Annotated in this window: 24 protein-coding genes and 2 tRNA genes; 15 read left to right on the forward strand and 11 right to left on the reverse strand. The window is 76.3% G+C overall.

Annotation, left to right across the window (positions count from 1 at the left end):
• The first annotated feature begins 49 nt into the window (after window positions 1-49).
• Entirely contained in the window at window positions 50-835 is a 786-nt protein-coding gene (locus Acit_RS05070) for a hypothetical protein (RefSeq protein WP_248106431.1), read from the forward strand.
• A gap of 138 nt (window positions 836-973) precedes the next feature.
• On the opposite strand, the gene Acit_RS05075 is transcribed toward Acit_RS05070, so the two are convergent.
• Both Acit_RS05075 and Acit_RS05080 read right to left on the reverse strand, forming a co-directional pair.
• Window positions 974-1447, reverse strand: a complete 474-nt coding sequence (locus Acit_RS05075) for a hypothetical protein (protein ID WP_248106432.1) — start codon at window positions 1445-1447, stop codon at window positions 974-976.
• A gap of 467 nt (window positions 1448-1914) precedes the next feature.
• Complete coding sequence (locus Acit_RS05080) at window positions 1915-3147, reverse strand: glycosyltransferase (RefSeq protein WP_248106434.1); 1233 nt, start codon at window positions 3145-3147, stop codon at window positions 1915-1917.
• A gap of 66 nt (window positions 3148-3213) precedes the next feature.
• Here Acit_RS05080 and Acit_RS05085 point away from each other — a divergent pair, with 66 nt between their 5' ends.
• Window positions 3214-3819: a phosphorylase family protein gene (locus Acit_RS05085; RefSeq protein WP_248106436.1), complete on the forward strand. Its 606-nt coding sequence runs from the start codon at window positions 3214-3216 to the stop codon at window positions 3817-3819.
• Between the two features lie 63 nt (window positions 3820-3882).
• Here the strand turns inward: Acit_RS05085 and Acit_RS05090 are convergent, their stop codons facing one another.
• The 5 genes from Acit_RS05090 to Acit_RS05110 form a co-directional block, all read right to left on the reverse strand.
• Entirely contained in the window at window positions 3883-4602 is a 720-nt protein-coding gene (locus Acit_RS05090; RefSeq protein WP_248106437.1) for an SOS response-associated peptidase, read from the reverse strand.
• Window positions 4603-4611: 9 nt separating this feature from the next.
• Complete coding sequence (locus tag Acit_RS05095) at window positions 4612-5145, reverse strand: ATP-binding protein (protein ID WP_248106440.1); 534 nt, start codon at window positions 5143-5145, stop codon at window positions 4612-4614.
• Complete coding sequence (gene mftF, locus Acit_RS05100) at window positions 5132-6829, reverse strand: mycofactocin biosynthesis glycosyltransferase MftF (protein WP_248106443.1); 1698 nt, start codon at window positions 6827-6829, stop codon at window positions 5132-5134. Before mftF ends, Acit_RS05095 begins: the two co-directional genes overlap by 14 nt.
• On the reverse strand, window positions 6826-7593 hold the full coding sequence (locus Acit_RS05105) for a VWA domain-containing protein (RefSeq protein WP_248106445.1): 768 nt from the start codon (window positions 7591-7593) through the stop codon (window positions 6826-6828). Before Acit_RS05105 ends, mftF begins: the two co-directional genes overlap by 4 nt.
• Before the next feature lie 152 nt (window positions 7594-7745).
• The gene (locus tag Acit_RS05110; RefSeq protein ID WP_248106447.1) at window positions 7746-8825 is read right to left on the reverse strand and encodes an AAA family ATPase; all 1080 of its coding nucleotides are present in this window, start codon (window positions 8823-8825) and stop codon (window positions 7746-7748) included.
• A gap of 65 nt (window positions 8826-8890) precedes the next feature.
• On the opposite strand from Acit_RS05110, the gene Acit_RS05115 reads away from it, so the two are divergent.
• On the forward strand, window positions 8891-12142 hold the full coding sequence (locus tag Acit_RS05115; RefSeq protein WP_248106450.1) for a SpoIIE family protein phosphatase: 3252 nt from the start codon (window positions 8891-8893) through the stop codon (window positions 12140-12142).
• 50 nt (window positions 12143-12192) lie between these two features.
• Here the strand turns inward: Acit_RS05115 and Acit_RS05120 are convergent, their stop codons facing one another.
• Window positions 12193-13029 carry a mycofactocin-coupled SDR family oxidoreductase gene (locus Acit_RS05120; protein WP_248106453.1) on the reverse strand — a complete coding sequence of 279 codons (837 nt, stop codon included), beginning with the start codon at window positions 13027-13029 and terminating at the stop codon, window positions 12193-12195.
• A 185-nt stretch (window positions 13030-13214) separates the two neighbouring features.
• On the opposite strand from Acit_RS05120, the gene Acit_RS05125 reads away from it, so the two are divergent.
• The 9 genes from Acit_RS05125 (at window position 13215) to Acit_RS05165 (ending at window position 17779) form a co-directional block, all read left to right on the forward strand.
• Complete coding sequence (locus Acit_RS05125) at window positions 13215-13427, forward strand: hypothetical protein (RefSeq protein WP_248106456.1); 213 nt, start codon at window positions 13215-13217, stop codon at window positions 13425-13427.
• Window positions 13428-13480: 53 nt separating this feature from the next.
• Window positions 13481-13678: a ferredoxin gene (locus Acit_RS05130; protein WP_248106459.1), complete on the forward strand. Its 198-nt coding sequence runs from the start codon at window positions 13481-13483 to the stop codon at window positions 13676-13678.
• A 4-nt stretch (window positions 13679-13682) separates the two neighbouring features.
• Window positions 13683-15110 carry a glutamate--tRNA ligase gene (gene gltX / locus Acit_RS05135; RefSeq protein WP_248106462.1) on the forward strand — a complete coding sequence of 476 codons (1428 nt, stop codon included), beginning with the start codon at window positions 13683-13685 and terminating at the stop codon, window positions 15108-15110.
• A gap of 9 nt (window positions 15111-15119) precedes the next feature.
• Window positions 15120-15821 carry a YdcF family protein gene (locus tag Acit_RS05140; RefSeq protein ID WP_248106463.1) on the forward strand — a complete coding sequence of 234 codons (702 nt, stop codon included), beginning with the start codon at window positions 15120-15122 and terminating at the stop codon, window positions 15819-15821.
• A gap of 139 nt (window positions 15822-15960) precedes the next feature.
• Window positions 15961-16032 (forward strand) — tRNA-Gln (locus Acit_RS05145).
• A gap of 109 nt (window positions 16033-16141) precedes the next feature.
• Window positions 16142-16750 (forward strand): GNAT family N-acetyltransferase, encoded by a 609-nt coding sequence (locus Acit_RS05150; protein ID WP_248106465.1) that lies wholly within the window; start codon window positions 16142-16144, stop codon window positions 16748-16750.
• A 45-nt stretch (window positions 16751-16795) separates the two neighbouring features.
• Window positions 16796-16868, forward strand: a tRNA-Glu gene (locus tag Acit_RS05155).
• Window positions 16869-17141: 273 nt separating this feature from the next.
• Window positions 17142-17393: a type II toxin-antitoxin system Phd/YefM family antitoxin gene (locus Acit_RS05160; RefSeq protein WP_282436349.1), complete on the forward strand. Its 252-nt coding sequence runs from the start codon at window positions 17142-17144 to the stop codon at window positions 17391-17393.
• Window positions 17390-17779 (forward strand): PIN domain-containing protein, encoded by a 390-nt coding sequence (locus tag Acit_RS05165; protein ID WP_376746007.1) that lies wholly within the window; start codon window positions 17390-17392, stop codon window positions 17777-17779. The genes Acit_RS05160 and Acit_RS05165 overlap by 4 nt, the downstream gene beginning before the upstream one ends.
• A 308-nt stretch (window positions 17780-18087) precedes the next feature.
• Here the strand turns inward: Acit_RS05165 and Acit_RS05170 are convergent, their stop codons facing one another.
• Window positions 18088-20877, reverse strand: a complete 2790-nt coding sequence (locus Acit_RS05170) for a bifunctional acetate--CoA ligase family protein/GNAT family N-acetyltransferase (RefSeq protein ID WP_248106476.1) — start codon at window positions 20875-20877, stop codon at window positions 18088-18090.
• Between the two features lie 312 nt (window positions 20878-21189).
• On the opposite strand from Acit_RS05170, the gene Acit_RS05175 reads away from it, so the two are divergent.
• Entirely contained in the window at window positions 21190-21936 is a 747-nt protein-coding gene (locus tag Acit_RS05175; RefSeq protein ID WP_248106477.1) for an SDR family oxidoreductase, read from the forward strand.
• A 40-nt stretch (window positions 21937-21976) separates the two neighbouring features.
• Here the strand turns inward: Acit_RS05175 and Acit_RS05180 are convergent, their stop codons facing one another.
• Together Acit_RS05180 and Acit_RS05185 are read right to left on the reverse strand one after the other, a co-directional pair.
• Entirely contained in the window at window positions 21977-22612 is a 636-nt protein-coding gene (locus Acit_RS05180) for a maleylpyruvate isomerase N-terminal domain-containing protein (protein ID WP_248106478.1), read from the reverse strand.
• 60 nt (window positions 22613-22672) lie between these two features.
• Window positions 22673-23065, reverse strand: coding sequence for a hypothetical protein (locus Acit_RS05185; RefSeq protein ID WP_248106479.1), 393 nt, complete (start codon window positions 23063-23065; stop codon window positions 22673-22675).
• 144 nt (window positions 23066-23209) lie between these two features.
• Between Acit_RS05185 and Acit_RS05190 the strand changes: the two genes are divergently transcribed.
• Entirely contained in the window at window positions 23210-23839 is a 630-nt protein-coding gene (locus Acit_RS05190) for a TetR/AcrR family transcriptional regulator (protein WP_248106480.1), read from the forward strand.
• A 120-nt stretch (window positions 23840-23959) separates the two neighbouring features.
• Window positions 23960-25099, forward strand: coding sequence for an MFS transporter (locus Acit_RS05195; protein ID WP_282436351.1), 1140 nt, complete (start codon window positions 23960-23962; stop codon window positions 25097-25099).
• The last annotated feature ends 2 nt before the right edge of the window (window positions 25100-25101 follow it).

A 25101-nucleotide genomic window follows, 5' to 3' on the forward strand; every position in this document is an offset into this window, starting at 1 on the left:
GCCGGCGTCGAGGGAGACGGCGCCGGCCCGACCACAGGGGGGTATCACCATGACCCAGCGGGAATCCGGCGCGTCGGTGCGGCCGGCTCGGGGACGGCTGCTCCGGCTCGGGGCGTGCGCCAGCGTTGCCGCCACCGTCGGTGTCGGCACGGTGGCCGGCCTGGCGCAGACGGCGGGTGCCGCCACCCGGCCGGCGGCCGGCGGGGCGCGCGACGTCCTGACGGCCAGCTCGACCAGCAGCTGCCCGACGACCCAGAACGCCGACATCGCCTTCAGCGGCACCTTGTCGAACGGCACGGCCAGCTTCGGCTCTGCGGCCAGCGCCTCGGGCATCACCGGCACGGTCTGCGGGCTGCTCGACCTGGAGAACCTGACCGCCACCATCCAGCCCCAGAACCTCAGCTTCCAGCCGACCAGCGTGACCCTCTTCGGGCTGCTGCCAGCACCGGCGACGCTGAGCGCGACCGGGCCGGCCACGGCCACCCTGCAGACCGTGGGAGCCGGGGAGTTCAACGCCACCATGACCGTGCCCCTGGAGGCCACGGTGAACCTGCTCGGCCTGTTCCGCTGCACCGTCGGGCCGTTCGAGCCGACCTTCACCACCGGCACGAGCGGGTCGGTCAGCGGCACGCCGCTCACCGGCGACCTGCTGCAGAAGCTCTCGGGCACCTTGGCGGCCGGCGAGTTCCCCGTGCCCCGGATCCAGTCCTCGATGAGCTGCCCCTGGTTCATCTCGGGGCTCTCGAACCTGCTGCTCGGGTTGCCGCTGCCGGCGGGCCGCTCGACGGTCACCACCCAGGTCAGCCTGACCCCCGATCTCGGGTCGGCCAGCTGAACCGGCGCTGAGCCGGCGCTCGACCGCGAGGTCGACGCCGGTTGAACCTGCATCGGGCCGGCGGCAGCCGAGGGGCGGGGACCTCGGCCGCTGTCGGCCCGACGCTCACCCCGAGCCGGTGGCGGCCTGGGGATTCGCTCACCCCGAGCCGGTGGCGGCCTGGGGCGTGGTGGTGAGCGTCCAGCTGCAGGACCCTGGGGCCTCGACCTCCACCGTCACCGCTCCGGCGGGCAGATCCGCACGGCTGGCGCTGCCCCGGGGCGCTGCCTGGACCACCAAGGTGGCCCGGGGACCGCTCGGACCGAGCACGACCGCCTCGGCCGAGGCCGGCGCGGTCACTGGGCACCACACCGTGAGGGTCAGGAGCCAGGGTTCGTTCGGGGCGAACCGGCCGCTGCTGCCGTCCCCGGTGCCCGAGACGGTGACCGAGGCGATCGACGGGCCGGCTGCGCCGGCCAACGCCGCGTCAGTGGCCGGGCCTGCCGTGCCCGGGCCGGTCGTCGCCCCGTGGCCCCCTCCGGTGGCCTGGCCGGGGCCCGAGTGGGCGGACCCCGCGACGCTCGTGCCGAGGCCGGCCAGCCCCCCCACGGCCAGGACGACCAGACCGGCCACCGTGCCGAGCCCCCGTCGCCGGCGGCGCCGGTCGGCCTGGGCCGGTGCCCCGCCGGGTGGTCCTGGGCGGGACGGCGCGCCTGGTCGTTCGGCAGGGTGCCGCCCGGGCCGATGCCTGCGGGCCGAGTGGCCAGGCCGGGGGGACCGGTCCGCTCGGAGGGCAGGTCGAGCGCGACCCGGCTCGCCGAGGGCCGCCCGGGCGGCCTCGTGGAGGTCCTCGGCCGCCCCGCTCGATCCCAGGGCAGCGGCTACCGCCACGAGGTCGACCAGGTCGGCGACGGCTGGGTTCGGTGCTGGCGACGGCACCGGGCCCTCGGGCAGGGGTTCCCTGCGGATCGGCGGGGGCGGGAGCGGGCCGAGCCGCGGGCGTGCGGGGGCCGGGCTGGGTGGGGCCTTGGGGACGAGTCGCCACGGCGAAGGCACGTTGGCCGGCACACCAGGGGGATCGGTGCTCGGAGCCGGCGACTTCAGCGTCCGGGGCGGTCGTTGGCGGCGTGTGGGGGGCGTTGTGGGGCGGCTGGGCCGGGGAGGGCTCGGCCCTTCCACTGGGGCCCGCCCCGGCGGTGCTGGCGGGCCGAGTCGAGGGTCATGCCGAGGTAGAGGAGGGCAGCCAGCGGCAAGCCGAGTGCCCACGGCCAGGCGACGCCCTCCTCGAGCACCAGCGGCAGGAAGGTCAGCGTGGCGATGACCCAGGCCAGCCCGCCGGCGACGGCTGCCGGAGTGTCGGGGAGAAGCAGGCCGACGACGACGGCGACCGGCGCGACGAGAAAGACCAGGGCCATGGCCAGGACCGTGCCCGCCAGGGCGGCGGGCGACCAGCGGAGCTGGGCGTAGGCGCTGCGGCGCACCATGGCCCAGAGATCGGCCAGCCGGGGGTAGGGGCGGACGCTGCGGATGCCCCGGTCGTAGCCCAGCCAAAGGCGCCCCCCGGCCCGGGCCAGGGCCTTGGCCAGGCCCACGTCGTCGATGACGGCCCCGGCCACGCTGGCCAGACCGCCGGCGGCTTCCAGACGGGCCCGGCGAACCAGCAGGCAACCGCCCGCGGCGGCGGCCCGGCGGACCGACCGGCCAGTCACGGTCCGGAAGGGGTAGAGCATGGCGAAGAAGTACACGAAGGCCGGCACGAGCAGCCGCCCCGACCAGCCGGTGGCCTCGAGGCGGGCCATGACCGACACCTGGTCCAGGCCCCGGGACTCCCCCAGGCCGACCAGGGCCCGCAGGCTGCCGGGCGGGTGCTGGATGTCCGCGTCGGTGAACAGCAGCCAGGTCGCCCAGGGCACCTGGGCCGCACCCTCGGCCAGGGCCCACACCTTCCCCGCCCAGCCCGCCGGCCGGTCGCCGGTCCGGACGACCACGCAGGCCAGCCGCTCCTTGTCCTGGGGCTCCCTGTCCGGGGGTGGCGGCGGGGCGGCGAGCTGGCGGGCCACCTCGGCGGTGCCGTCCGTCGACCCGTCGTCGACCACGACCACCACGGCCCGCCCCGGGTAGTCCTGGTGGAGCAGGGTCGGCAGGGTCGTGGGGAGGAGGGCGGCCTCGTCCCGGGCCGGCACCACCACCGCCAGGGCCGGCCAGCGTCCAGGGGGCGGCTCGGGGCCAGGACGGGGCAGGCGGGGCCGGGGGAGCCAGAACAGGTTGCGCCCGAGGGCGAGGACCACCCAGCACGCCGCGCTGAGGACGGCCAGGACGTCGAGGGCGAGCATCCCGGGAGTGTCCCACGGAGTCTCGCCGCCGGCGGCCCCCCGCCCCGGTTGGGCCAGGATGGGGCCATGACCCCTGACCCGACCCGCCGGGCCCTGCGGTCGGGCCCGTTGCTGGTCGCTGCGCTGGGTCTCGAGGCAATGGTGGCCCGAGCCGATCGCCGCCTGGGCATGGGCCCGGGGCGCGCTGCGGCCGCCGCGGCCGCGCACCTCGTGCCCGTGGCCCGGGCGGGTCGTCCCGTGGTGCTGGTCGGGCTGGCCGGTGGCCTGGACCCCGCTGCGGCACCGGCCGGCACCCCCGTGGTGGCCAGGGCGGTGGGTCGACCCGGTGGGGCGGCGCTCCCCCTGGCGGCCGACCTGGCCGAGCAGTTGGCCGGTGGCCTGGCCGACGTGCTGGTCGGGGCGGGGAGACCGGTGTGCTCCGGGTCCCTGCTCGGGGTGGACCGGGTGGTCCGGGGAGCGGCCCGGGCCGCCCTTTCGGACCGGGGGGCGTTGGCCTTCGACATGGAGACCCTGGCGGTGGCCGAGGTGCTGGCGGCGGCCGGCCTGTTGGACCGGTTCGGGGCCGTCCGGGTGGTGGCCGACGACGGCCGGCGGGGGTTCCTCCGGGGCGGCTTGATCGGCCTCCGGGTCCTCCGACGCCTCGGCCCCGCGGTCCGGGCCGTGGTGCGCTGAGCATCCGCCGGCACCTGGGCGAGCCCGCAGTCCCGCCCCGGTTGCCGGTCTCGAGCGGCCGGCTCAGCCCAAGGGGAGCACGCCCTGACGAGGACGAGGCTCGGACGGGACCGGGGACGACGAAGCCGACGAGCGGCCTCCAGCGGCCCTCGGCGCCCGGCCCCCGGGGGCAGCCTCCTCGGCGTCGACGATCACCAGGGTGCCGGCCGGGGCGGGCTGGAGGAGGTCCAGGGGGGCGTCCTCGGGGCGCGGCACCGGGGCGAGCCACCGGGGCCAGTCGGCCGGCGCCAGGGGCACGGGCATGCGGTCGTGGATGCTCGCCAGGTCCGGGCCGGCGGCCACGGTGACGACGGCCACCGCCAGGCCCTCGGGTCGGGGACAGGCGAGGCCGGCCAGGGCGAGGGGCGTGCCGTCGGATCGCTGGACCCGCAGGGGCCGTCGGGTCCCGCTCGGCCCGGTCCACTCGAAGAACGCGTCGGCGAGCACCAAGCAGCGGCCCTCGGCCATGAGCGGCCGGAAGGTCGGCCGCTCGAGGAGGGTCTCGGCCCGGGCGTTGATGAGCCGACGGGACGACCCCTGGCCGGGGCCGGTCCGGGGCAGGCCCCACCAGGCGGCTCGGAGCACCCGTCGGTCCTCCTCGGCGAGCACGACCGGCACGAGCTCACCGGGCCGGCCCATCGGCCGGGGGGCCAGCCCGCCGGCGGTCTCGGGCTCGTCGAGGTGGGCGGCCACCCAGGCAGCCAGCCACCGCGGCGGGGTCGAGAGGGCCAGGCGGCCGCACACGCTTCGAGGCTAGTGGCCCGCCGGGTCCGTCCCCGGCTCGGCGCCAGGAGGGGCCGTGGCTCCGGGAGCCGACGGCGCCGGGACGGGGCGGGCCAGGACGAACCAGACGGTCTTGCCGACCGGTTGGCCCGGCGACGCACCCGGCCGGGTCGACGACCCGTGCTCCTCCACGCCCCAGGCGTGGGCCAAGCGGCCGACGAGGCGCAGGCCCCGGCCGTGCTCGGCGGTCGGGTCGGGCCAGCTGGGCTGGGGCCGGGTCTGGTCGCCGTCGGCCACCGCCACCCGCACGACGTCCGGGGCTGCCTCGACCGTGACGGTGAAGGGGGTCCGGGCGTGCCGGACGGCGTTGCTCACCAGCTCGGAGGTGAGCAGGGCCACGGCCTCGGGGTCGGCGGCCGGCCAGGTGGCGCCCCGGCCCGGCGGGGGGTCCAGATGGGCGAGGACGAAGCCCCGGGCCGCCGGCACCGATCGGGGCACGGGAAGGAAGCGGGCCCGGGCCCGGGCCGGGGGCTCGCTTGATCCCGAGGGCTCACTGGACCGCACCTGTCCCCCTTCCGGAGCCGACATCCTCGGGGCGGGCGGCGGCGAGCAGCTGGAGGGGTGAGGTGGGTGACTGCCGGCTGCCGCCCGCCCGTCCCCCGCTGTCCTTCCCTGCGCGTGGCCGACCCAAACCCCCCCGGGGCGACAGCCCGCTCCGGGGGGCCCAGGCCGGGCGGAGCGGCGCCAGATGGGCCCGGCGCAGGCAGCCGAGCAGCACGCCGGCGCCGTAGGCCAGGTCGTCGGCCAGGCCGAGCACCAGGGCGCGGGCGGCGGCGCCCGGGCGCCCCTCGGTGGCCAGGGCCCGGCGAGCGTCGGCCAGGCTCGGGAGGAGCACCGCCGCGGCCAGGGCCGGCCGAGCCCGGGGGGCCAGGGCCCAGAGGGCCAGGGCCAGGGGCGCCCAGGGTCCCCGGAGGGTCCGGGCCGCTTGGGCCGCGGCGGCTCGCTGGCCGGCGGCGCTGAGGGCCAGGGCCAGCCGGATCCGGCCGGGTCCGGAGGGAAGCTGCCTGGCCACCCGGGCGACCCCGACCCCGAGGGCTCCGAGGGCCAGGGGCACCGCACCGTCGGCGAGCGCCAGGGCGGCGGCCGCCTGGGCCGGGCCGAGGGCCAAAGGGGCCAGAGCCCCGGGGTGCCGCTCGGCCAGCGGGGCGGCCGAGGTCCCGTAGCGGAAGCGCTGGGCCAGCCACGGGCCGAGCCGGTCCCGGCTGCGGTGCGCAACGCTGCGGGTCGGGTCGTAGCGGACCCGCCAGCCGGCCCGGTCGAGGCGCCAGACGAAGTCCACGTCCTCCCCGACGCGGAGCGCGGGGGCGAAGCCCCCGACGTGGACCAGGGCGGCTCGGCGGACGAGCAGGACGGTGCTGGGCACGAAGGGCACCGCCCGGCCCGCCCCGACCGGACCCGGGCGGCCGCCGCGGTCCAGGGGGCCCCGGATGGCCTCGTAGGCCGCCAGGGCGTCGGCCAGGGGCCGGTTCGGGGCCCGCTCGGGGGGGGCGGCTCGGACCCGGGGGGCCAGGGCCCCGAGGGCCGGGTCGGCGAAGTGGGCCAGCAAGGGGGGCAGCCAGCTGGTCGGCGGACCAGGCAGCGCCACGTCGGCGTCCACGAAGACCAGCACCTCCGCCCGGCTGGCCGCCGCCCCGAGGTTCCGGGCCTGTCCCGGGCCCCCCGGGGTCGGCCGCCGGAGCAGGCGCAGGCGCCCTGGCGCCCCGGAGCGGGGCGCATGGCGCTGGAGCACGGCGCGCAGGGCACTCGGATCGATCGAGCCGTCGTCGACGACGAGGACCTCGTGGACGAGGGGCCGGACCGCTTCGGCGCCGGGCTGCCCGTGCTCCCCCGGGGTGTCGTCCAGGAGCCGATCGAGCAGGCCATCGAGCCCCTCGGGGTCGTCCCGCACCGGCACCACCACCGCGACCGACAGCGGGGGCAGGGGGCCGGTTACGAGGTGGGCCAGGCCCCGATCGAGCAGCAGCCGGGCCAGGCGGCCCTCGGCCCGGTCCCGCACCGGCCGGCCGGCCAGCAGGTGCCAGGCGAGGGCCGCGCCGGTCGGGGTGAGGCGAAGCAGCCGGGGGGGCGAGCCGCCCAGCAGGACGCTGCGGTCCGCCAGCCAGCGGGTCCCGGGGTCCGGGCGGAGCCGACAGCCGGGCGGCACGGCCAGGTCGGCCGGGGGGTCCGCGAGCTTCGGGCCGGTCCTCATGCGAGCAGGGCGCCGAGGGCGGCGGCGGCCTCCAGGGGCCCGCGGACGAGGGCGACCCGGCCCCCGACCGCCCGGGCGAAGGCCTGGGCGGCCTCAGGGGCCTCGGCCGGGGCCAGCACGGCCACCTGCTCGGCGAAGGAGGCGGCGGCCACGGGGTCCCCGGGACCGTTGTGCTCGCAGTCCGAGAGCAGCAGGACCGTCGTCCGGGCGCTGCCGAGGTCGGCCAGGGCGTCCCGGGCCGCCCGGAGGCCGGCAGCCAGGTCGGTCGAGCCGTGCCCCTGGAGGGCCAGGAGCTCCCCGACCACCTGGGCAGCCGGGCGGGGCTGGGCCGGCTGGCGGAGAACCGCCACGTCCCCGGCGAAGGCCAGGACCGCCGAGCGCTCCGGGGCCCGCAGGACGACCGCCGCGGCGCAGACCGCCGCAGTGCAGAGCCGGGCTCCGCCCATGGAGCCGCTGGCGTCCACCAGCACGGCCAGGGCCGGGCCGGCCGGTCGGTAGCGCCGGCCGACCAGCCCGAGGGTGCTCGGACCCCGAGGGAGGAGGCCCACCAGGCTCGCTTCGAGGTCCAGGTCGGCGCCGGCGTCGAAGGGGCCAGGGCGCACCCGGAGCCGGCCGGCGCCGCCCAGGGCAGCGGCCCCGAGGCGCAGGGCCACCCGGCCGGCCACGGCAGCCGCCCGCCGGGCGAGGACCGGGTCGAGGGCCTGGGCCATCTCGGCCAACAAGCCCAGGACGCCCTCGGGGTCGCTCGCCAGGCCCTCGGCCACCGCCTCGTCGTCGAGCTGGCCGGGGGCCGGGGAGAGCCGGTCGAAGCCGGGCAGGCGGGCCAGCTCCTGGCGGGCCAGGCGCCGGCGGCGGGGCTGGAGAGCCCCGAGGGTCCGCTCGGCGGTCCCCCCGGGACCGGCCCGCCCTCGGGCGCTCAGCGGGCCGGCGGCTGGGCGGCCGGGCGGGACCGGGGAGGCCCCCCTGGGGGGTGCGTCGGCGGATCCTCGCCCCGTCCGCCCGGGGCCAGGCCTTTTCCCGCCCCCTCCAGGACGGGCGGCCCGGCCGCTCCGGCGGCGCTCTGGGGCTCGGGGGCCGGGGCGTCCCCCTCGGGGTCGGCGAGCCGGGCGGCCCAGGTGGCGTCCCAGATGGCGGCCACGATCTCGTCGGCGCTCTGGCCACCGAGGTCGTCCACCCGGACCCTGCCGGAGAGGGCGCAGAGGGCCGCGTCCTTGCCCACCTCGGGGTCGAGCAGCGAGCGGCGCCGGACCCCGGCCAGACGGTCGGCCACCAGCACGAGGTCGATGGCGCCGCGCACCGAGGCCCCCGACCGGAGTGCCGGGTGGGCCCGGGTGGCCCGGACCACGGCCAGGACGGTGGCCAACCAGGCCTCGGGCACCTCGAGCCGATCGCCGGTGGCCTGAGCCAGGGCCTGGCGGACCACCGCCAGCTCGGTGGCCTCGTCCTGGTACCCCATGGCCACCCGGCAGGTCCGGTCCGCGATGGCCTGGGAGATGCGGGCGGTGCCGACCGCGTCGAAGGGGTTCATGGCCGCCGCCAGCACGAACCCGGGGGCTGCCCGGACCTCGCCGAGGCGGGGCACCTGGACCCGGCGGGCCGACATGGCTCCGACGAGGACGTTCAGGGTCTCTTCGGGGACCCGGTTGACCTCCTCGACGTAGAGCAGGGCGCCAGCCCGCATGGCCTGGAGCAGGGGACCGTCGAGGAAGGTGGCTGGCGTGTAGCCCTCGTCGAGCACCCGGCTGGGGTCGTGGTGGCCGAGGAGCCGGGCCGGGGTGAGCTCGGCGGTGCCCTCGACGGCGACGAACCCCTGGCCAGCCAGCTCGGCGTAGGCCCGGAGGAGCGTGCTCTTGCCGGTGCCCGGCGGGCCTTCGAGGACCAGGTCCCGGCCGGCGGCCAGGGCGGCCACCACCACCTCGAGCTCCCGACGGCGACCCAGGACCACCCGGTCCAGGGCCTCGACCAGTCGGGCCAGCCGCTCAGGCTCCTCCCCCACGCCCTGCTCCTAGGCCAGGAGCTCGCCCCGAGGCAAATCGGGGACGGGCGGCGTAGCGTGGCGGGGTGCGCCGCGCAGGGGCTCGGACGGCGACCGTGCTGGCCGGTTGGGGCTGGTCGGCCGGGGTCGGGGTCGGGGCGATCGAGGCCCACAGCCCCAGCCTGGTGGCCCTGGCCGTGGTGGCCCCGGTGGCGGCTTCGGTCGCCGCCCCGGCGGCCGCCGCCGTGCAGGTGGCTGTCGGCGCCGCCCTGGCGGCCCTTGTGGTGGTGCTGGCGGCCGGGGCCGGCGCCGGGGGAGCGGCGAGCGCCGCCGCCGTCTTCGTCGGCTCGGGTGCGGCCGCCTTGGCGGCCATGGCCCGGGCTTCGGGCGAGGACGCCCTGGTGGCGGCCCTCCGCAGCGGCGAGCGGGAGCGGCGACGGCGGCGGGCCCTGGAGGCCCGCAGCCGGGTGGACCGCCTGGACGCGGCCCTGGCCGAGTGCGGGTCGGTCGGGGAGGTGGCCGAAACGGTCTTCGCGTTCGCCCAGGAGGAGCTGGGGGTCGCGGCCGGCATGCTGGGCCTGGTGGAGCCCGGTGCCGACGGGCAGGGGATCCTGCGGGTCCGGGCCGCCCAGGGGTACCGGCCGGACCTCCTGGGCCGGCGGGGCTGCGTGCCCCTGGACCCGAGCCTGCCCTCCACGGCGGTCCTCCTCGAGGGGCGGCCCCTCTTCGTCCCCGCGGTCGAGGTCTTCGCCCGACGCTGGCCGGCGGTGGCCGCCGAGGTCCGGGCAGCCGGTTTCCCCTCGCTCTGCATCCTGCCCCTCGTGCGGGCCGGCCGGGCCCGGGGCCTGGTCGCCTTCTCGTGGCCCTCCCACCGGCGCTTCGCCGACGACGACCGCCAGACGCTGCTGGCCATGGCCGAGCACCTGGCCCGGGCGCTGGAGCGGGCCACCGCGGTCGAACTGCAGGGCCGGGCCCGGCGGCGACTGTCGCTCCTGGCCGACGTGACCCGCATCCTCGCCAGCTCCCTCGACCTCGGGGTCGGGGCCCGGCGCTTGGCCGAGCTGCTGGCCGCCAGCTTGGTCGACGGGGCGGCCGTGGTGGCCCCTGCCCCCGAAGGCTCCACGGACCCGGGCCCGGGCCTGGAGCCGGTGAGCGGCGGCGAGACGGAGGCGCTCGAGGTGCTGGCCAGCGCCCACCGGAGCCTCGAGGCCGGATCCTGGCTCGAGTGGGCCCTCGGCCCGGTGACCAACGGGTCATCGGGGCCCGAGCACCCGCCTGGGGTCCCCGTCGGCACGACGGTCCCAGACGGTTCGCCGGCGCTGGCCACGCCGCCGGCGGACCTGGTGCTCGCCGCGTGGCGGACCGGCAGCGCCCAGGACCTCGACGGGCCCGGCGGGGGACAGCTCCTGGCCCTGCCCATGGTGGCCGACGGGGCCACCCTCGGGGTCCTCGTGCTGGTCGCTGGCCTCGGCACCCCGCCGCTCGGCCTGGAGGAACGGGCCCTCGCCCAGGAGGTCGCTAGCCGAGCGGCCGGCGCAGCGGCCCTCGCCCGGCGTTTCGCCCAGCAGCGGCACCTGGCGGTCCTCCTGCAACGGTCCTTGCTGCCCCGGGCGCTGCCCTCGCCTCCCGGCCTGGCCCTCTGCGCCGAGTACCGGCCCGGGACGACCGGCACCGAGGTCGGCGGGGACTGGTTCGACGCCCTGGTCCTGGCCGACGGTCGGGTGCTGGTCGGTGTGGGGGACGTGGCCGGCAAGGGCATCGGGGCGGCCACGGTCATGGGCCAGCTGCGGACCGCGGTGCGGGCCTACGCCCTGGTCGACCCCGAGCCGGAGCGGGTCCTGGCCCGGCTCGACGCCCTCCTCGGCAGCCTGGAGCTCGGCGCCGCGGGGGTGGCGAGCGCCGTGCTGGCCCTGGTGGACCCGAAGGAGGGGACCGTGCGGGTCGCCTCCGCCGGGCACCCCCCAGCGCTCCTCGTCGGACCCGGTCGGAGCCTCCCGGTCCAGGCCGGCCGGCGCCCGCTGCTCGGTGCCCCCGCACCCCTCGGCGACGGACCCGGCGAACCAGCGACGGCGCCAGCCGGTCCGGCCGGCAGCCCGCTGCGGCTGGCCCCCGGTGAGACCCTGCTGCTCTACAGCGACGGTCTCGTCGAGCGCCGGGACCAGGCCATCGGCCAAGGGATCGAACGGCTCGGGGCGGTGGCCGCCAAGGCGGCATGCGACCCGGCCTGGCCCGAGGACGCAGCCCGGCACCTCCTGCGGGCCGCCGAGGCCGACGGGCGGGTCGAGGACGACGCCGTGGTGCTGGCCCTCACCTGGCGGCCCCCGGTGCCCCGCCGTGCGGCCCCGTCCCCGGGCCGGCGCGCACCGGGTCTGGGGCACCAGGCGGGGCCGAGGGCTCGGGGCTGGCTGGAGCCCGCCGTGGCCAACCTCGTCCTGGCCGGGCAGCCCGAGAGCGTGCCGGCCGCCCGGGCCTGGGTGCGAGCGGCGCTGGCCGATCGGCCAGCAGAGGAACGAGCGCGCGCCGAGCTGCTGGTCGACGAGCTGGTGGCGAACGCCGTGCTGCACGCCGGGACCACGGTGCGGGTGGCTCTCCGGCGGGTCGGCCGGGGGGTGCACGTGGAGGTGGCCGACGACAGCCGCCAGCTGCCCCACCGCAAACTGCTGGGGGTCGAAGCCGCCACCGGTCGAGGCCTGCTGCTCCTGGACCGACTGGCCGACGACTGGGGAGTGGTGACGGCCCCAGCGGGCAAGGCCGTCTGGTTCTCCCTGGGCGCCCGGCCGCGCCCCTCGGGGCCGACCCCCCGGGCGCGGCTCGTCCAAGGTGACGCCCAGCCGATACCCCTCCCGTCCCCAGCGGCGGCCGGTGGCCAGACGGTCGTGCTCCTCGGGGTGCCGGCCCGCCGGGCCCACGCCGCCCTCGGCTACTACGAGGCCCTGGTACGCGAGCTCCGCCTGCTCCGGGCCGACGGTGCGAAGCGGGACGCCCTCGTCGAGCGGGCCAGCCGGCTGCGGGAGCTCGGCGGGGCGGTGCTCGCTGCGCTGGCCCCCGCCCTCGGGGGCTGGCCGCCGGGCCCCGCGCCGGCGGACGAGGGTCCCGTGGACCTGCGCATCGAGGTCCCGGTCGGCACCGGCGAGGCCGCCGGCGAGGTCTCCTCGCTGCTCGACGCCTTCGAGGCGGCCTCGAGCGCCGGGCAGCTGCTCCTCCCCCCGCCGCCCCCGGACCTGGCGGCCTTGCGTCGCTGGGTGCTGGCCGAGGTGGCTGGCCAGTGCGACGGCAAGCCGCCGAGCCCCTGGGGGGGTGGCCTGGTCCTCGCCCGGCCGAGGCGCCAGCCGGCCTGACCAAGCCCCGGACCCGCTCCGCCGGGCCGAGAGCGGGGTCGCTGTGGGCCTCAGCGAGCCGTCATGCCCAGGTCGCAGGCCAGCAGCGCCCCGGTCAACCCGCTGGCCTGCGGGCCACAGAGCCAGGCCACCAGCGCAGCCACCTCGGCGGGCTGCAGCAGACGGGGTTCGGCGTGGTGCTGGGCCAGTGCGGCAGGGTCCTCGAGGCCGTAGACGGCAGCCGAGGCGTCGGCCATGGCCGTGGCGGTGGTGCCCGGGGCCACGCAGTTCGCCGTGATGCCGCTGCCGGCCAGCTCGACGGCCAGGCTGCGGACCAGGCCCACCACGCCGTGCTTCGCCGCCGTGTAGGCCGCCAGGCGGGGCAGGCCGACCGAGCTGCCAGCGGAGGCCAGCACCACGACCCGTCCCCGGCGGGGCGGGGGACTGTCGAGCATGGCCGGCAGGGCGGCCCGCACGCTGCGGAGGACCCCGCCGAGGTTGACCTCCAGCATGGTGGCCCACAGGTCGTCGGGCAGCTCCCAGGCCCGGGGTCCCCCGGCGATGGCCCCCGCCGCGCAGACCAGGGCGTCGAGGCGGCCGTAGGTCTGGAGGGTCTCGGCCACGGCGTCGTCCAGGGCCCGCTGGTCCCGGACGTCGGCCGGCCGGGCCAGCACGGCACTGCCCTGCTCGGCGCAGGCGGTCGCCGTGGCGTGGAGGTCGGCCAGGCTGGCCAAGGGGTAGGCGAGGACCGGGTCGTCCCGGCAGGCGTCCAGCAGGGAGAGCCGCCAGCCCGCCTGGGCCAAGGCCTCGGCGACCGCCCGGCCGATCCCCCGGCCCGCCCCGGTCACCAGGGCCACCGGGGCGGGTTCCGCTGGCGGGTGGCGGCCAGGGGCCGGCTGCTCGGGCACCGCCTCAGCCTGGCAAGGCCCGCCCGGGCCCGCAACGGCAGGTCGGCGCTGGGGGCGGGGCCGCTGGAGGCGCCAAGCGGGTGAACGGGCGCAAGGTGACCGGCGGGGGAGCCGATACCGGGGGCACGGACCCGCCGGCCCGGAGTGGGCCCGGCGGGAGGGTCGAGGAGGGGTGAGGTCGCACCATGGCGTTCCTTCGTGACTTCCGCAGCTACCAGCGGGTCGGGCACAGCGGCCGCCGGCCGAGGGGCGAAGGGGCCTGGCCCGGCGGCGGGGACAGCTCGGCCGACGGCGGGCCGCCCGGTGCGCAGGCCGGACCGGGCGCCGAGCCCGAGACGGCGGGGGAGGCCCCGCTATGCTCAGCGGCGGCCACCAGCGAGGCGGCCGGCCCCACCTGATCGCACCACCAGGCGGCGCCGGTCGGAGCGACGGGAGCGACGGGAGGTTCGCCATGAAGGTCGTCGTGGACTTCGACGTCTGCGCCTCGAACGCCGTCTGCATGGGGATCGCCCCCCAGGTGTTCGAGGTCCGGGACGACGGCTACCTCTACGTCCTGCAGGAGGAACCGCCAGCGGAACTGCACGACGCGGTCCGGCAAGCGGCGGCCAACTGCCCGACCGGGGCCATCACGCTGGTCGAGGACGAGTAGGGCGGTGGCGGGGGCCGTCAGGGTCCGCTTCGCCCCGTCCCCCACGGGGTCCTTCCACGTCGGCAGCGCCCGCACCGCCCTGTTCAACTGGCTCTTCGCCCGGCACCACGGCGGGGCGTTCCTGCTGCGGATCGAGGACACCGACGCCGAGCGGAACCGGGAGGACTGGGTCGGGGGGATCCTCGACGCCCTGGCCTGGCTGGGCCTCGAGCCCGACGAGGCGCCGGTCCGCCAGTCGGCCATGGTCGAGCGGCACCAGGAGGCCATCGACCGGCTGCTTCGAGCCGGCCTGCTCTACGCCTGCGACTGCCGACGGGAAGACGTCGAGGCCCGCAAGGCCCCGGGCACGCCGCCCGGCTACGACGGCCACTGCCGGGACCGGGGCCTCGAGCCGGGGCCTGGCCGGGTGCTGCGCTTCAAGGTCCCCGACGCGGGCGAGGTGGTGGTCGAGGACGTGGTGCGGGGCACCGTCCGGTTCCCCCTCGCAGCCATCGAGGACTTCGCCGTCGTGAAGTCCACCGGCCAGCCCCTCTTCGTCCTGGCCAACGTCGTGGACGACCTGGCCATGGGGATCAGCCACGTGGTGCGGGGTGAGGACCTCCTGCCCTCCACCCCGAAGCAGGTCCTCCTCTGGGGAGCCCTGGCCGGTCCGGCGCGCCCCCTGCCGGTCTACGCCCACCTGCCCATGCTCGTGAACGAGAAGCGCCAGAAGCTCTCGAAGCGCCGGGACCCGGTGGCGGTCGAGCAGTACCGGGCCGAGGGCTACCTGCCCGAGGCCTTCGTGAACTACCTGGCCCTCCTGGGCTGGAGCCACCCCTCTGGCCGGGAGCTGCTCAGCCGCGAGGAGCTCGTGGCGGCCTTCCGGCTGGAGGACGTGAACCACGCCCCGGCCTTCTTCGACGTCCAGAAGCTGCGGCACCTGAACGGCGAGCACCTCCGGCGGCTGCCACTCGGTGCCTTCGTCGAGGCCTGCCGGCCCTACCTGACGCCCCCGAGCGCGCCCTGGCCTGCCGAGCGCTTCGACCCGGCGGTCTTCGAGGCCATGGCGCCCCTGGTCCAAGAGCGGGTGGCAGTGCTCTCGGAGGTCCCCGGCATGGTCGACTTCTTGTTCCTGCCCGACCCGCCGCTGGAGGCGGCCGCGTGGGCCCAGGTGGTGGCCGACCCCCTGACCCCCGCCATCCTGGGCGGAGCCCTCGAGGCCTACGCCGACTGCCCCTTCGAACCGGAGGCCCTCCACCAGGCCACCGCGGCGCTCGCCGAGTCCCTCGGGCGGAAGCTCGGCAAGGCCCAGGCCCCCATCCGGGTGGCCGTCACCGGCCGGCGGGTCGGGCCGCCCCTGTTCGAGTCCCTGGCCCTGCTCGGCCGGGAGGAGACCCTCCGGCGACTCCGGACCGCCCAGGCCCGGCTGGCCGCCGAGCAGCCAGCCGGCTAGCCGAGACGGATGGGGCGAGGGGAGCGCCGCTCGCCACGGGGCCGCCCAGCCCGGCGCCGCTGGCCCCGGCGGCTGCTCGAGGCGCTCCTGGTCCTCGTACTCGGCGTCCTCGGCTACCTCGGGGTCACGGCCTTCCAGGTCTGGCTCACCGCCCACCAGGTCGAGCGGCGACCGGCCCAGGCCATCGTGGTCATGGGTTCCGCCGCCTATGGCGAGCAGCCCTCGCCGGACTTCGAGGTCCGGCTGGCCACGGCCCTCGGCCTCTGGCGGGCCGGCCTCGCCCCCCTCGTCGTGGTGACGGGCGGCAAGCTGCCCGGGGACCCGGCCACCGAGGCGGCCGTCGGAGCGGCCTGGCTGGCGCACCGGGGCGTGCCGGCCCGGGACCTGGCCGAGGCCGGCGGGGGCGACACCTGGACCAACCTGGTGGACGCGGCCCGAGTGCTCCTCCCCGAGGGGCGCCGACGGATCCTCGTCGTCACCGACGGGTTCCACGAGGACCGCTCCATGGCCGTCGCCAGCAGCCTCGGGCTCCAGCCCTTCCCCGTGCCGGCCCGCGACTCGCCCCTCCGAGGCGCCGCCCTCGTCCCCTACTACGTGAAGGAGACCCTCGGGGTGGCCCTCGGCCGGATCATCGGCTTCGACCACCTCGAATGGGCCGACCACCTCGGGTTCCTCGACCACCTCCGCTTCTTGGACCCTGATCCCCACTGAGACGACCCGCCAGGGCGGGGGCCCCTCGGGTCAGAGTCTGGTGGCGCTGGGTGGTCGGCGCTGGGCAGTCGGTGCTCGCTGACGGGCGCTGGGCGGCCGGTCCCGGGGTCCCGTCGGACCGGCTAGCCTGGGGCCGCCTTCGGGGGTGGTGTAATCGGCAACACGACAGGTTCTGGCCCTGTTATTGGGGGTTCGAGTCCTCCCCCCCGAGCTGGAGGCGCCCGGTGAGCCCGGCCCTCGTGACCGGCCGCGGCGCTGGTGGGGTTGTCGGCGGGCGTGACCCGGGCGGGCTCCCCGGGCCCGCCCGTAGGCTGGTTGGCGTGCCCGAGCAGCCCTTCTCGTCCAGCTCGTCCCAGGTCGTCGTGCTGGCGGTGCCGGCCGACCATCCCGAGGCGGCTCGGCTCGTGGCCGCCACCGAAGCCGAGCTCGCCGAGCGCTACCAGGTGCCGAGCATCGGCCGGATCGACCCGGCCGCGTTCCGGCCCGAGGCCGGCGGGGGGTTCTTCGTCGCCTTCCTCGAGGACCGGGCCGTGGGCTGCGGCGGTTTCCACCGCCACCAACCCCTGGTCGCCGAGCTCAAGCGCCTCTACGTCGCCCCCGAAGCCCGACGCCTCGGGGTCGCCCGGCAGCTCCTGGCCCGCATCGAAGCGGCCGCCAGCACCCTCGGCTACCAGGAGCTCTGGCTGGAGACCGGGGTCGAGCAGCCCGAGGCCCTGGCCCTCTACCCGGCCGCCGGCTACCGGCCCCTTGCGCCCTTCGGGGCCCGGGCCCACGACCCCCGCAGCCGCTTCTTCGGCAAGCGGCTCGGCCAGCCGTCGCCGCTCGACCCGGAGCAGCGTGCTGGGGAGCCGTGTGGTCCCGACGCCACCTCGAACCAGGGGCGGCACCCAGGCCCGGTGGCGGCCAGCGCCCCGAAGCGGCTCTGCTAGCCTGCTTCGTCGGTCGGTCGCCGGTCTGGCCGGCAGCGGCCACAGGGCCCCATCGTCTAGCGGCCAAGGACACCACCCTCTCAAGGTGGAGACACGGGTTCGAATCCCGTTGGGGCTGCGGGAAGTTGTCGCTGGTCAGCGGGTCGGGCGGCCAGTCCTCCCTCGGATCCTCGAGAGCACTCCATGTCGCGCCCGTCGTGCGGGAGCTGCACGATCCGGGCCTTGGCGAGCCTCGCGAGCAGCTCGGCGCTGAACCGGTCCGCGCGGCGATGGATTGCGCTGTCGCCGGCGGGGTGATTGACGAGATCGCCGTCCTCCTCGACCGCGCCCAGCTGCCCTGCCTCGAGCCCGTGGCGCACATCGCCCCGGTGGTAGCAGTTCTGCTACCATGATGGGGGTGGGTGTCATCGCCCAGAAAGAGTTGCGGAACGACGTCGGGGCGGTGCTCCGCCGGGCGGAGGCCGGCGAGATCATCACCGTGACCGTCGCCGGTCGTCCAGTGGCCGAGCTCGGGCCGCCGCACCGGCGCCGGTGGGTTCGCGGTGCCGCGCTCGTTGCGATCTGGCAGACCGAGGCCCCACGGGGGCTGGAGGGCGACCTTGAGCGGCTGCCGGGCGGGCTCGTGGATCCCTTCTCGTCGTGAGGGCCCTGCTCGACACCTCGGTGCTCATCGGGGAGCTCCCCCCGCCCGAGGACGTCGAGGCCGCCATCAGCGTCGTCTCGATCACCGAGCTGCACTTCGGTGTCCTCGTCGCTGCCGACGACGACGAGCGAGCGCGCCGCGTCGCTCGGCTTGCAGCCATTGAGGCGACGTTCGACCCTTTGCCCGTAAGCGTCGAGGTTGCCCGTGTCTGGGGCCAGCTCGCCGCCGCGGTGGTCCGCCGTGGTGGCAACCCGAGGCGGCGCCAGATCGATCTGGCCATCGCAGCCACCGCCCGGGTGGAAGGTGTGCCCCTCCTCACCCAGGACGTTGGCGACTTCGAGATCATCCGTGACCTCGTCGACGCTCGGCGACTCACCGACCGCTAGCGAGGAACGGTCACAGCGGGTGGACCCACCTTGCCCCAGACGTCGACGGCGTCCCGGCCAGGAGGGTGGGCTGCAGGAACGCCCGGTGCTCGTCCTGTGTGGGCTTGACGGATCGGGTGATCACCGAGGAAGAGAGCCCAGCCGGCGACCCGTCGAGGCCCTCGAGCGGCGGTGCGACGTCCCCGGCTGGCGAGGCACCTCGTGGACCGGTCGTCGCCGAATCACGACATGACACACAAACTCCACAACGGTGCCAGGGACCGAGCGACCTCAGGGGATGAGCCGGCCAGCGCGCGCTGCGGCGCCCGTCAGGAGTCGGCGCGCACTGGTGTCCCCGTGGGGGACCCCGACCGTCGAGCCACCTTGATCCGGGCGTCGACCACGACCACGCCATCGAGTCTGGCCACGATGGGGTTGGCGTCGCACTCGAGCACCTCGGGGAGGTCCTCACCGAGCCAGCCGAGCCGCTGGAGGAGCTCGACGGGGGCGGGCAGATCCACCGGCTTGGCGCCGCGGTAGCCGCCGAGGAGCAGGGGCGCTCCTCGGAGCTCGTGGATCATCTCCTCGGCGTCCCGGTCGGTGAGCGGCGCCAGCCGAATCGCGCTGTCGCCGAGGAGCTCGACCGCTGTGCCCCCGAGGCCGACGAGGACCTGGGGGCCGAACTCGGGGTCTTGGATCACGCCAGCGATGGTCTCGACGCCAGGTGCTGCCATCGGCTGGACGACCACTCCGGTCATGGCCGCCCCAAGGCGTGCTGCCAGGTCTCGGTAGGCGGCGCGCACCGCTGCCCGGTCGGCCAGGTGCTGGACGACTCCCCCGACGTCGCTCTTGTGGACCAGGCTCGGACCAATCGCTTTCAAGGCAACGGGGTAGCCCACGGCATCGGCCGCTTGGGTGGCCTCCTCGGCATTGGTGGCCGCCAGGGTGCGGAGGACAGGGATGCCGTAGGCGGCGAGCACGCCCAGGGCTGGTTTGCCGAGGACCCAACCGTCGGGGTCGGCGGCTTGGGCGATGACCGTGCGGGCTCGGTTCGGGTCGCGGTCGGATGCCTCCAGGAGGCGGCCAGGCGGCCGGGCACGCCACTCGGCGTAGGCAGCGACCGCGCCGAGGGCCGTGGCCGCATTCCCGGGGTAGGTGAAGGAGGGGACCCGGCGAGGGGCTTCGTGGAGAATCCGGCGCCCCTCACCGGTGCCGAGAAGGCTGGCAACGACGGGCACGGCGAGGCCCTGGGCGGCGATCCGGCCACCCGCCTCGGCCAGGGCCCGGGCGACGTCGTCAGCGTTCGTGGTGAGCGGCGGGGTGAAGACGACCAGGACGGCGTCGACCTCCCGGCTCTCGGCGAGCGCCAGGAGGCATCGGCCGAACGCTTCGGGACTTGCCGCGGCGCCGAGGTCGATGGGGTTGCGGAGACTTGCCGCGTCAGGGCTGATCGTCCGGAGCCGACCGGCGAGCCCCTTCGACGGTTCGGCTACCTCGAGTCCCCGGGACACGCAGGCATCAGCTGCCAGGACCCCCGGGCCGCCCGCGTTCGTCAGGATGGCGACCCGTCGGCCTGCCGGGAGTGGCTGGTTCGCCAGGACCTCGCTCAGGTCGAAGAGCTGCTCGATGGTGTCGACCCTGAGGACTCCCGTGCCCTTGAAGAGCGTGTCGACGACCCGATCGGGGGTGGCCAACGCCGCGGTGTGGGAGGACGCGGCTCGCCTGCCGGCTCGGGACCGGCCGCCCTTGACGACCACGATGGGCTTTCGAGCCGAGACCCGCCGGGCGAGGCGGGCGAAGCGGCGAGGGTCGCCGAAGGATTCGAGGTACATGAGGATCACGGAGGTCCACTCGTCCTGCTCCCACCACTGCAGCAGGTCGTTGCCGCTCACGTCGGCTTTGTTGCCGACCGAGACGAACCCCGAGAGGCCGATCGAACGGCTGGCCGCCTCGGCCAGGATGGCGATCCCGAGGCCCCCGGATTGGGAGACGAACCCGACGTCCCCGGGGATGGGGAGGTCCTTGGCGAACGTGGCGTTCAGCCGGACGCTCGGATCGGTGTGGGCGACGCCGAAGCAGTTCGGTCCGACGAGCCGCATGCCGCCCTGGTGAGCCAGGCGGACCACCTCCTCCTGGGCAGCCCCACCCTCGGGGCCGGTCTCGGCGAAGCCGGAGCTGACCACCACCACCGCCCCGACCCCTTTGTGGCCGCAGGCCGCCACGACCTCGGGGACGAGCGGGGCCGGCACTGCCAGGACGGCGAGGTCCACCGGGCCCGGGATGTCGGTTACCGAAGGCCAGCAGGGCACGCTGGCGATGGCTTCGGCATGGGGATTCACTGGGTAGACAGGTCCGGTGAACTCGCTTCGGAGGAGGTTCACGAGCAGCTCGTGGCCGATCTTGCCCGGTTCTCTTGACGCCCCGACGACGGCCACCGAGCGAGGCCGGAGGAGCCGCTCCATCGAGGCGACCACCGCTTGGGCGTCCCGTTGGTCGGCCCGAGCCTTTTCTTCCTCGGTTGTCGCCGTCTCGAGCACCACCCGGACCACGCCGTCTTCGAGCGAGGCGTGCTCGACGAAGCCGACGCTGGTGAGAACGTCGAGCATGCGGTGGTTGGTCGGCAGGGTGTCGCCTACCAGGCGCCGCACCCCGTGGTGGCGACCCAGGAGGGCCAGGTGCTCGAGGAGCAGGGTCCCGATGCCTCGGCCCTGAAAGGCGTCCTCGACCAAGAAGGCCACCTCGGCCTCCTCCTGGCCGACTGATCGCTCGTACTCGGCTGCCGCCACGACCCTCCCGTCTCGCTCGACCACGAGGACGACGTGGTCCGGGTCGAACGGGGTCGTCGGGCCAGCCAGGTCCCCCGTGGTCAGTCGGCGTCGAGCGGTGAAGGAGCGCTGCCCCCTGGTCTCCTCGAAACAGCGCTCGTGGAGGGCCAGGAGGGCCTGCCGGTCGTTCGGTGTCGCGGCTCGGATCCGAGCGGTCGAGCCGTCGCGTAGCAGGATGTCCACGCCGTCCCCAGCGCTCAAGGTCGCCAGCGTCCGCTGTGCCCGTGCCCGCTCGTCCGCCGACTCGGCGCCTCGGAGTAGTCCGCTCGTTGGAACCGCCGTCTCGCTGCCCATCAGCTCCCTCCTCCATGCCGGCGGACTGCCGATGAGCACGGCACCAGCTCGGATCCGGGTCGAGCCCGGCTGAGCGGCCCGGTAGTCCGGCGCCATCGGGACCAGCCTGTCCCCCGGTGGGCTCGCTGAGGCAGGGTCCAAGGTCCCGACCACACCGTTCCCGCTCCGCGGTCAACCCATGCCGCTCTTCGTGATCACACAAACTCCACAACGACGTCGAGGGGGTTCAGCAGGGGCGCAGTTCGAAGCCCCTCCCTGCTCCCTAGGCTCGCCCTCGGGCACCAACGAACCAGCGACACAAGGAGGCAGCGGATGGGAGCAGTGGAGCTCTTCGAGGCCAGGGACCTGACCGGCCAGGTGGTGGGGGTGACGGGGGCCACCTCGGGCATCGGCCAGGCGGCCTGCCGGCTCCTCGTGGGGGCCGGAGCGAAGGTCGTGGCCAGCGGCCGGCGGGCGGAGCGCCTGGAGGCCCTGGTCGACGAGCTCGGCGCCGAGCACGTGGCTGCTTACCAGCACGACGTGCGGGAAAGCGCCAAGGCTGAGGGGTTGGTGCAGCGGGGGCTGGAGGCCTTCGGCCGGTTCGATGGCCTGGTGGCCTCGGCCGGGGTGGGCGTCTACGGCAGCATCCTGGACTACAGCGACGAGGTCCTCCAGGACATGCTGTTGACGAACGTGGCCGGGACCATCTGGCCGATCCGAGCGGCGGTCCGCCACTTCCTCGGCCAGGGTGGGGGCGACGTGGTCATCGTCTCGTCGGTGGCCGGCCTCCGGGGGAACGCTGACGAGGCGGTCTACGCTGCGACGAAGTTCGCCCAGGTGGGGCTGGCGGGCGCCTTGGATCGGGAGCTCGCACCGAAGGGCATCCGCGTGACCGCCATCTGCCCGGCCGGGGTCGAGACCGAGTTCGCCATTGGGACGGGCCGGACCGCCGGGGACCCAGCCCTGGCCCAGTACCTACGACCCGAGGACGTCGCCTCGGCGATCCTGGCGGTCCTGGCCCAGCCGCGGCGGCTGCGGACCGCACTCTGGTCGATGTGGCCCATGTCCCAGCAGAGCTGAGGATTCCCCGGACGAGCACCGAAGGTGCCGGAGCCCAGGATCAGACGACGCTGAGCCCACCAGCCACGGGTCGGCCGGTGAGGAGCAAGAGGAGGTCGGCCGCGTCGGGTCGCTGGCCGGCCAAGCGGCCGGCCAGTTCGCAGCAGGTCGGCAGGGCCGGGCCGAGCGCAGCCGGTGGGGGCTGACCGATCGCCCGGGCGAGGTCGAGGGTGTGGACGGTGAGCTCGAAGGTCCGGGTGGGGAGGTAGCCGGCGAGGGTCATGGGGCCGGCGGGGGTCTGGCAGGGAGCCTGGTCGTCGACTCCAGCGAGGGCGGCTTGGGCCTGCTCGGCCAGCTCGGCGACGAGGGCGGCGGGGCGGTCCCCCAGTTCGAGGCCGGCGGCCTGGCCTCGCTCGGCGATGGCCCGGTGGCGCTCGGCCTGGCGGGCCGGCTCGTCGCCGGGCGGAAGGACGGTCAGGTAGTAGGCCACCGGGTCGTCCAACAGCGGTCCCCTGGGTGCTGCTCGGAGATATGCCGGCAGGTTGGCGAGGGACCGGGCGGTGTGGCCGACCAGTCCGCGGACGTCCCAGGTCCCGAGGCCCGACTGGGTCCACTGCTCGTCGCCGATCGTGCTCACCAGCTGGACGAAGGCGCCGCTGGCGGCGAGGAAGGGGTCGAGGAGAGCAGGACTCGGCACGGGCTCAGTCTCCGCCCCGGGCGGGCCTCGGTCAACCGGCGGCGGTCAGCGGTCGACTGGTCAAGAGGCTCGGGTGGCCCGGGCTCTGGCGGCCTCGATGGCAGCGAGGGTGGCCGTCGGGTCGGGGACCTCGACGACGAGGTAGCGGTAGCGACCGTGGTCGCACTCGACGACGAGCGCGCCCTTGCCGCTGCCCACCGCCCAGAAGGACCAGCCCTGGACGCCGTGGTAGCTGCCGTAGCGGAAGAGGCCGGGGGTTTGCCGGGCTCGGGTTCGGCGGAGGCCGACTGGCACGCGGCTGCGGGGGTAGGGGTCGTGGGCGACGGCGGTGATGCTGGCCAGGGGGACCCGGACGCCGCGCTGCAGGGCCAGCAGGCGCCGCCAGCCCCGGAGCTCGACGACGAGCTCGTCCGCGGTCACCTCGAGGCGGACGGGCTGCTCCCGGGGGGCCATCGGCGCCGACCGTAGCGCCCAGCTGGTCGGGGTCGGGCGCGCCAGGAGAAGGTCGTTGCGGCTGTCTGCTTGGCCGCTCCGGGGTGGACGGCCGCTCCCCCGTGGTCGAAAGCACTGTACCGTCTGGACGGTACAGTTCTGGGCATGGGTCGGGCCGAGGAGACGAGAGAGCGGATCCTGCGGGCGGCGGAGGACGTGGTCCTCGACGAGGGGGTGGCCGCCTTGACCCTGGAGCGAGCGGCGGCGGCTGCCGGGGTGAGCAAGGGCGGGGTGCTCTACCACTTCCCCACGCGGGACGCCTTGGTGACGGCCATGGTGGCTCGGCTGACCGAGCGTTTCGAGGAACAGCTGCGGCGGCACGGCGCGAACGGCCCGGGCCCTGGGTCCTTCACCTTGGCGTACCTGCGGTGCGAGGCGACGCCGACGACGGACCCGGAGGACGAACGGGTGGACCGCCTGGGGGCGGCCCTCTTGGCGGCCTTGGCCGCCGACCCCTCCCTCCTCGCTCCGTTGGCCGAGGCCTACGAGCGCTGGCAGCGACGCTGCGAGCTCGACGGCTTGCCGCCGGTGACGGCCACGCTGGTGCGTCTGGCAGCAGATGGGCTGTGGCTGACCGAGTTGCTGGGGCTGGGCGTGCTGAGCGCCGAGCGGCGCCGGTCGGTGGTCGAGGAGCTGGAGCGGCTGGTGGCCGCCGGCACCGAGGCGTCGGGCCCGGGAGCGGGTACGAGGGCGCGGCGATCTCGGCCGGGCGCGAGGAGAGGCGGTGGCCGATGAGGCGAGGAGCAGCTTCGCTGAAGCCGGAACGGCGGCCCCTCGTGGTGGTCGCGGCCTTGGTGGGCTCGACCGCGTTGCAGTGGCTGGGCGCCGGGGCGGCGGCAGGGGGCGGGGGACGGGCTGGTCGGGGCGGTGATGGCCGGGTTCTTCGTGGCGGCGCTGCTGGTGCAGCTGCCGGGTGGCCGGCTGGCCGACCGGGTGGGCCGGCGGCCGGTCCAGGTGGGGGGTCTGGTGCTTTTCGCCCTGGGCAGCGTGGGGTTCCTCGTCACCGGTGCCCCCCTGGCGGCCCTGGGGTTTCGGGCCCTCCAGGGGGCGGGGACCGGCCTGACCCAGGTGGCGGGCGCTGCCCTGATCGGGGACGTGGTCCCCGAGGGGCTGCGGGGCCGGGCCTACGGCGCCCTCTACGGCGGCCAGATCGGGGGTCTGGCGGTTGGGCCGCTGGTCGGGAGCCTGCTGGGGGTCGGGCGGATGCCCCTGCTCTTCGCGGCGGCCGCCGTCTCGAACGGGCTGGCGGTGGTGCCCCTGGTGACCCTGGTGCCCGCCGGGACCGGCCGGCGGGGTCCGCGGCGGGTCGGCCGGTCGAAGCCCTGGCAGGACCGAGGAGTCCGGGGCGTGGCCCTGGCGATGGCGGCGAGCGGGTTGGTGAGCGGCATGTACGAGGTCTGCTGGACCCTCCTGCTGCACCTGCGGGGGGCGGCCTCGTGGCAGATCGGCCTCTCGTGGACGCTCTTCGCCGTGCCGCTGGTCCTGGTGGCCGGTCCGGCCGGCTGGCTGGTGGATCGGCTGGACCGGCGGCGCCTGGCCATGGCCGCCATCGTGGGCTCCGCCGGGTTCGCCGCCCTCTACCCCTTCGTGGCCAGCGTGGCCTGGCTGGTGGGCCTCGGGGCGGCCGAGGCCCTGGCGGTGGCCGTGGGCTACCCGGCGGTCATGGCCGAGCTGGCCCATCGGGTGCCGGCGGCCCGCCTGGGGGAGGCCCAGGGGTTCTGCGGCGCGATCCAGACGGGAGCGATCGCGCTGGCGGCCAGCGTGAGCGGCGCGCTCTTCGGTGTCCGCCCATGGCTGCCCTTCGACGCCACGGCCGTCCTGATGGTCCTCTGCGTGGCCTGTCTGCCCTGGGTCTGGGGAGGTCGACCGGAGCAGGGTTCGCCACTCGGCGAGGCGATCGACCGGGGTCCGGCGGGACCGGAGGGGGCCACGTCCGGAGTCGTCGCCGGCGCCGTTGACCGGGCCGAAGGGGACACCTGGCGGACCGTCGGCTGAAC

The organism is Aciditerrimonas ferrireducens, from assembly GCF_023130475.1.
Lineage (GTDB): Bacteria > Actinomycetota > Acidimicrobiia > Acidimicrobiales > UBA8190 > Aciditerrimonas > Aciditerrimonas ferrireducens.

Bases quoted from the DNA above. Each gene is read 5' to 3' on its own strand.
- Acit_RS05070 (WP_248106431.1), top strand. From the start codon at position 50: ATGACCCAGCGGGAATCCGGCGCGTCGGTGCGGCCGGCTCGGGGACGG.
- Acit_RS05080 (WP_248106434.1), bottom strand. From the start codon at position 3,147: ATGCTCGCCCTCGACGTCCTGGCCGTCCTCAGCGCGGCGTGCTGGGTG.
- Acit_RS05085 (WP_248106436.1), top strand. From the start codon at position 3,214: ATGACCCCTGACCCGACCCGCCGGGCCCTGCGGTCGGGCCCGTTGCTG.
- mftF (WP_248106443.1), bottom strand. From the start codon at position 6,829: ATGAGGACCGGCCCGAAGCTCGCGGACCCCCCGGCCGACCTGGCCGTG.
- Acit_RS05125 (WP_248106456.1), top strand. From the start codon at position 13,215: ATGGCGTTCCTTCGTGACTTCCGCAGCTACCAGCGGGTCGGGCACAGC.
- Acit_RS05130 (WP_248106459.1), top strand. From the start codon at position 13,481: ATGAAGGTCGTCGTGGACTTCGACGTCTGCGCCTCGAACGCCGTCTGC.
- Acit_RS05140 (WP_248106463.1), top strand. From the start codon at position 15,120: ATGGGGCGAGGGGAGCGCCGCTCGCCACGGGGCCGCCCAGCCCGGCGC.
- Acit_RS05160 (WP_282436349.1), top strand. From the start codon at position 17,142: ATGGGGGTGGGTGTCATCGCCCAGAAAGAGTTGCGGAACGACGTCGGG.
- Acit_RS05170 (WP_248106476.1), bottom strand. From the start codon at position 20,877: ATGGGCAGCGAGACGGCGGTTCCAACGAGCGGACTACTCCGAGGCGCC.
- Acit_RS05175 (WP_248106477.1), top strand. From the start codon at position 21,190: ATGGGAGCAGTGGAGCTCTTCGAGGCCAGGGACCTGACCGGCCAGGTG.
- Acit_RS05185 (WP_248106479.1), bottom strand. From the start codon at position 23,065: ATGGCCCCCCGGGAGCAGCCCGTCCGCCTCGAGGTGACCGCGGACGAG.
- Acit_RS05190 (WP_248106480.1), top strand. From the start codon at position 23,210: ATGGGTCGGGCCGAGGAGACGAGAGAGCGGATCCTGCGGGCGGCGGAG.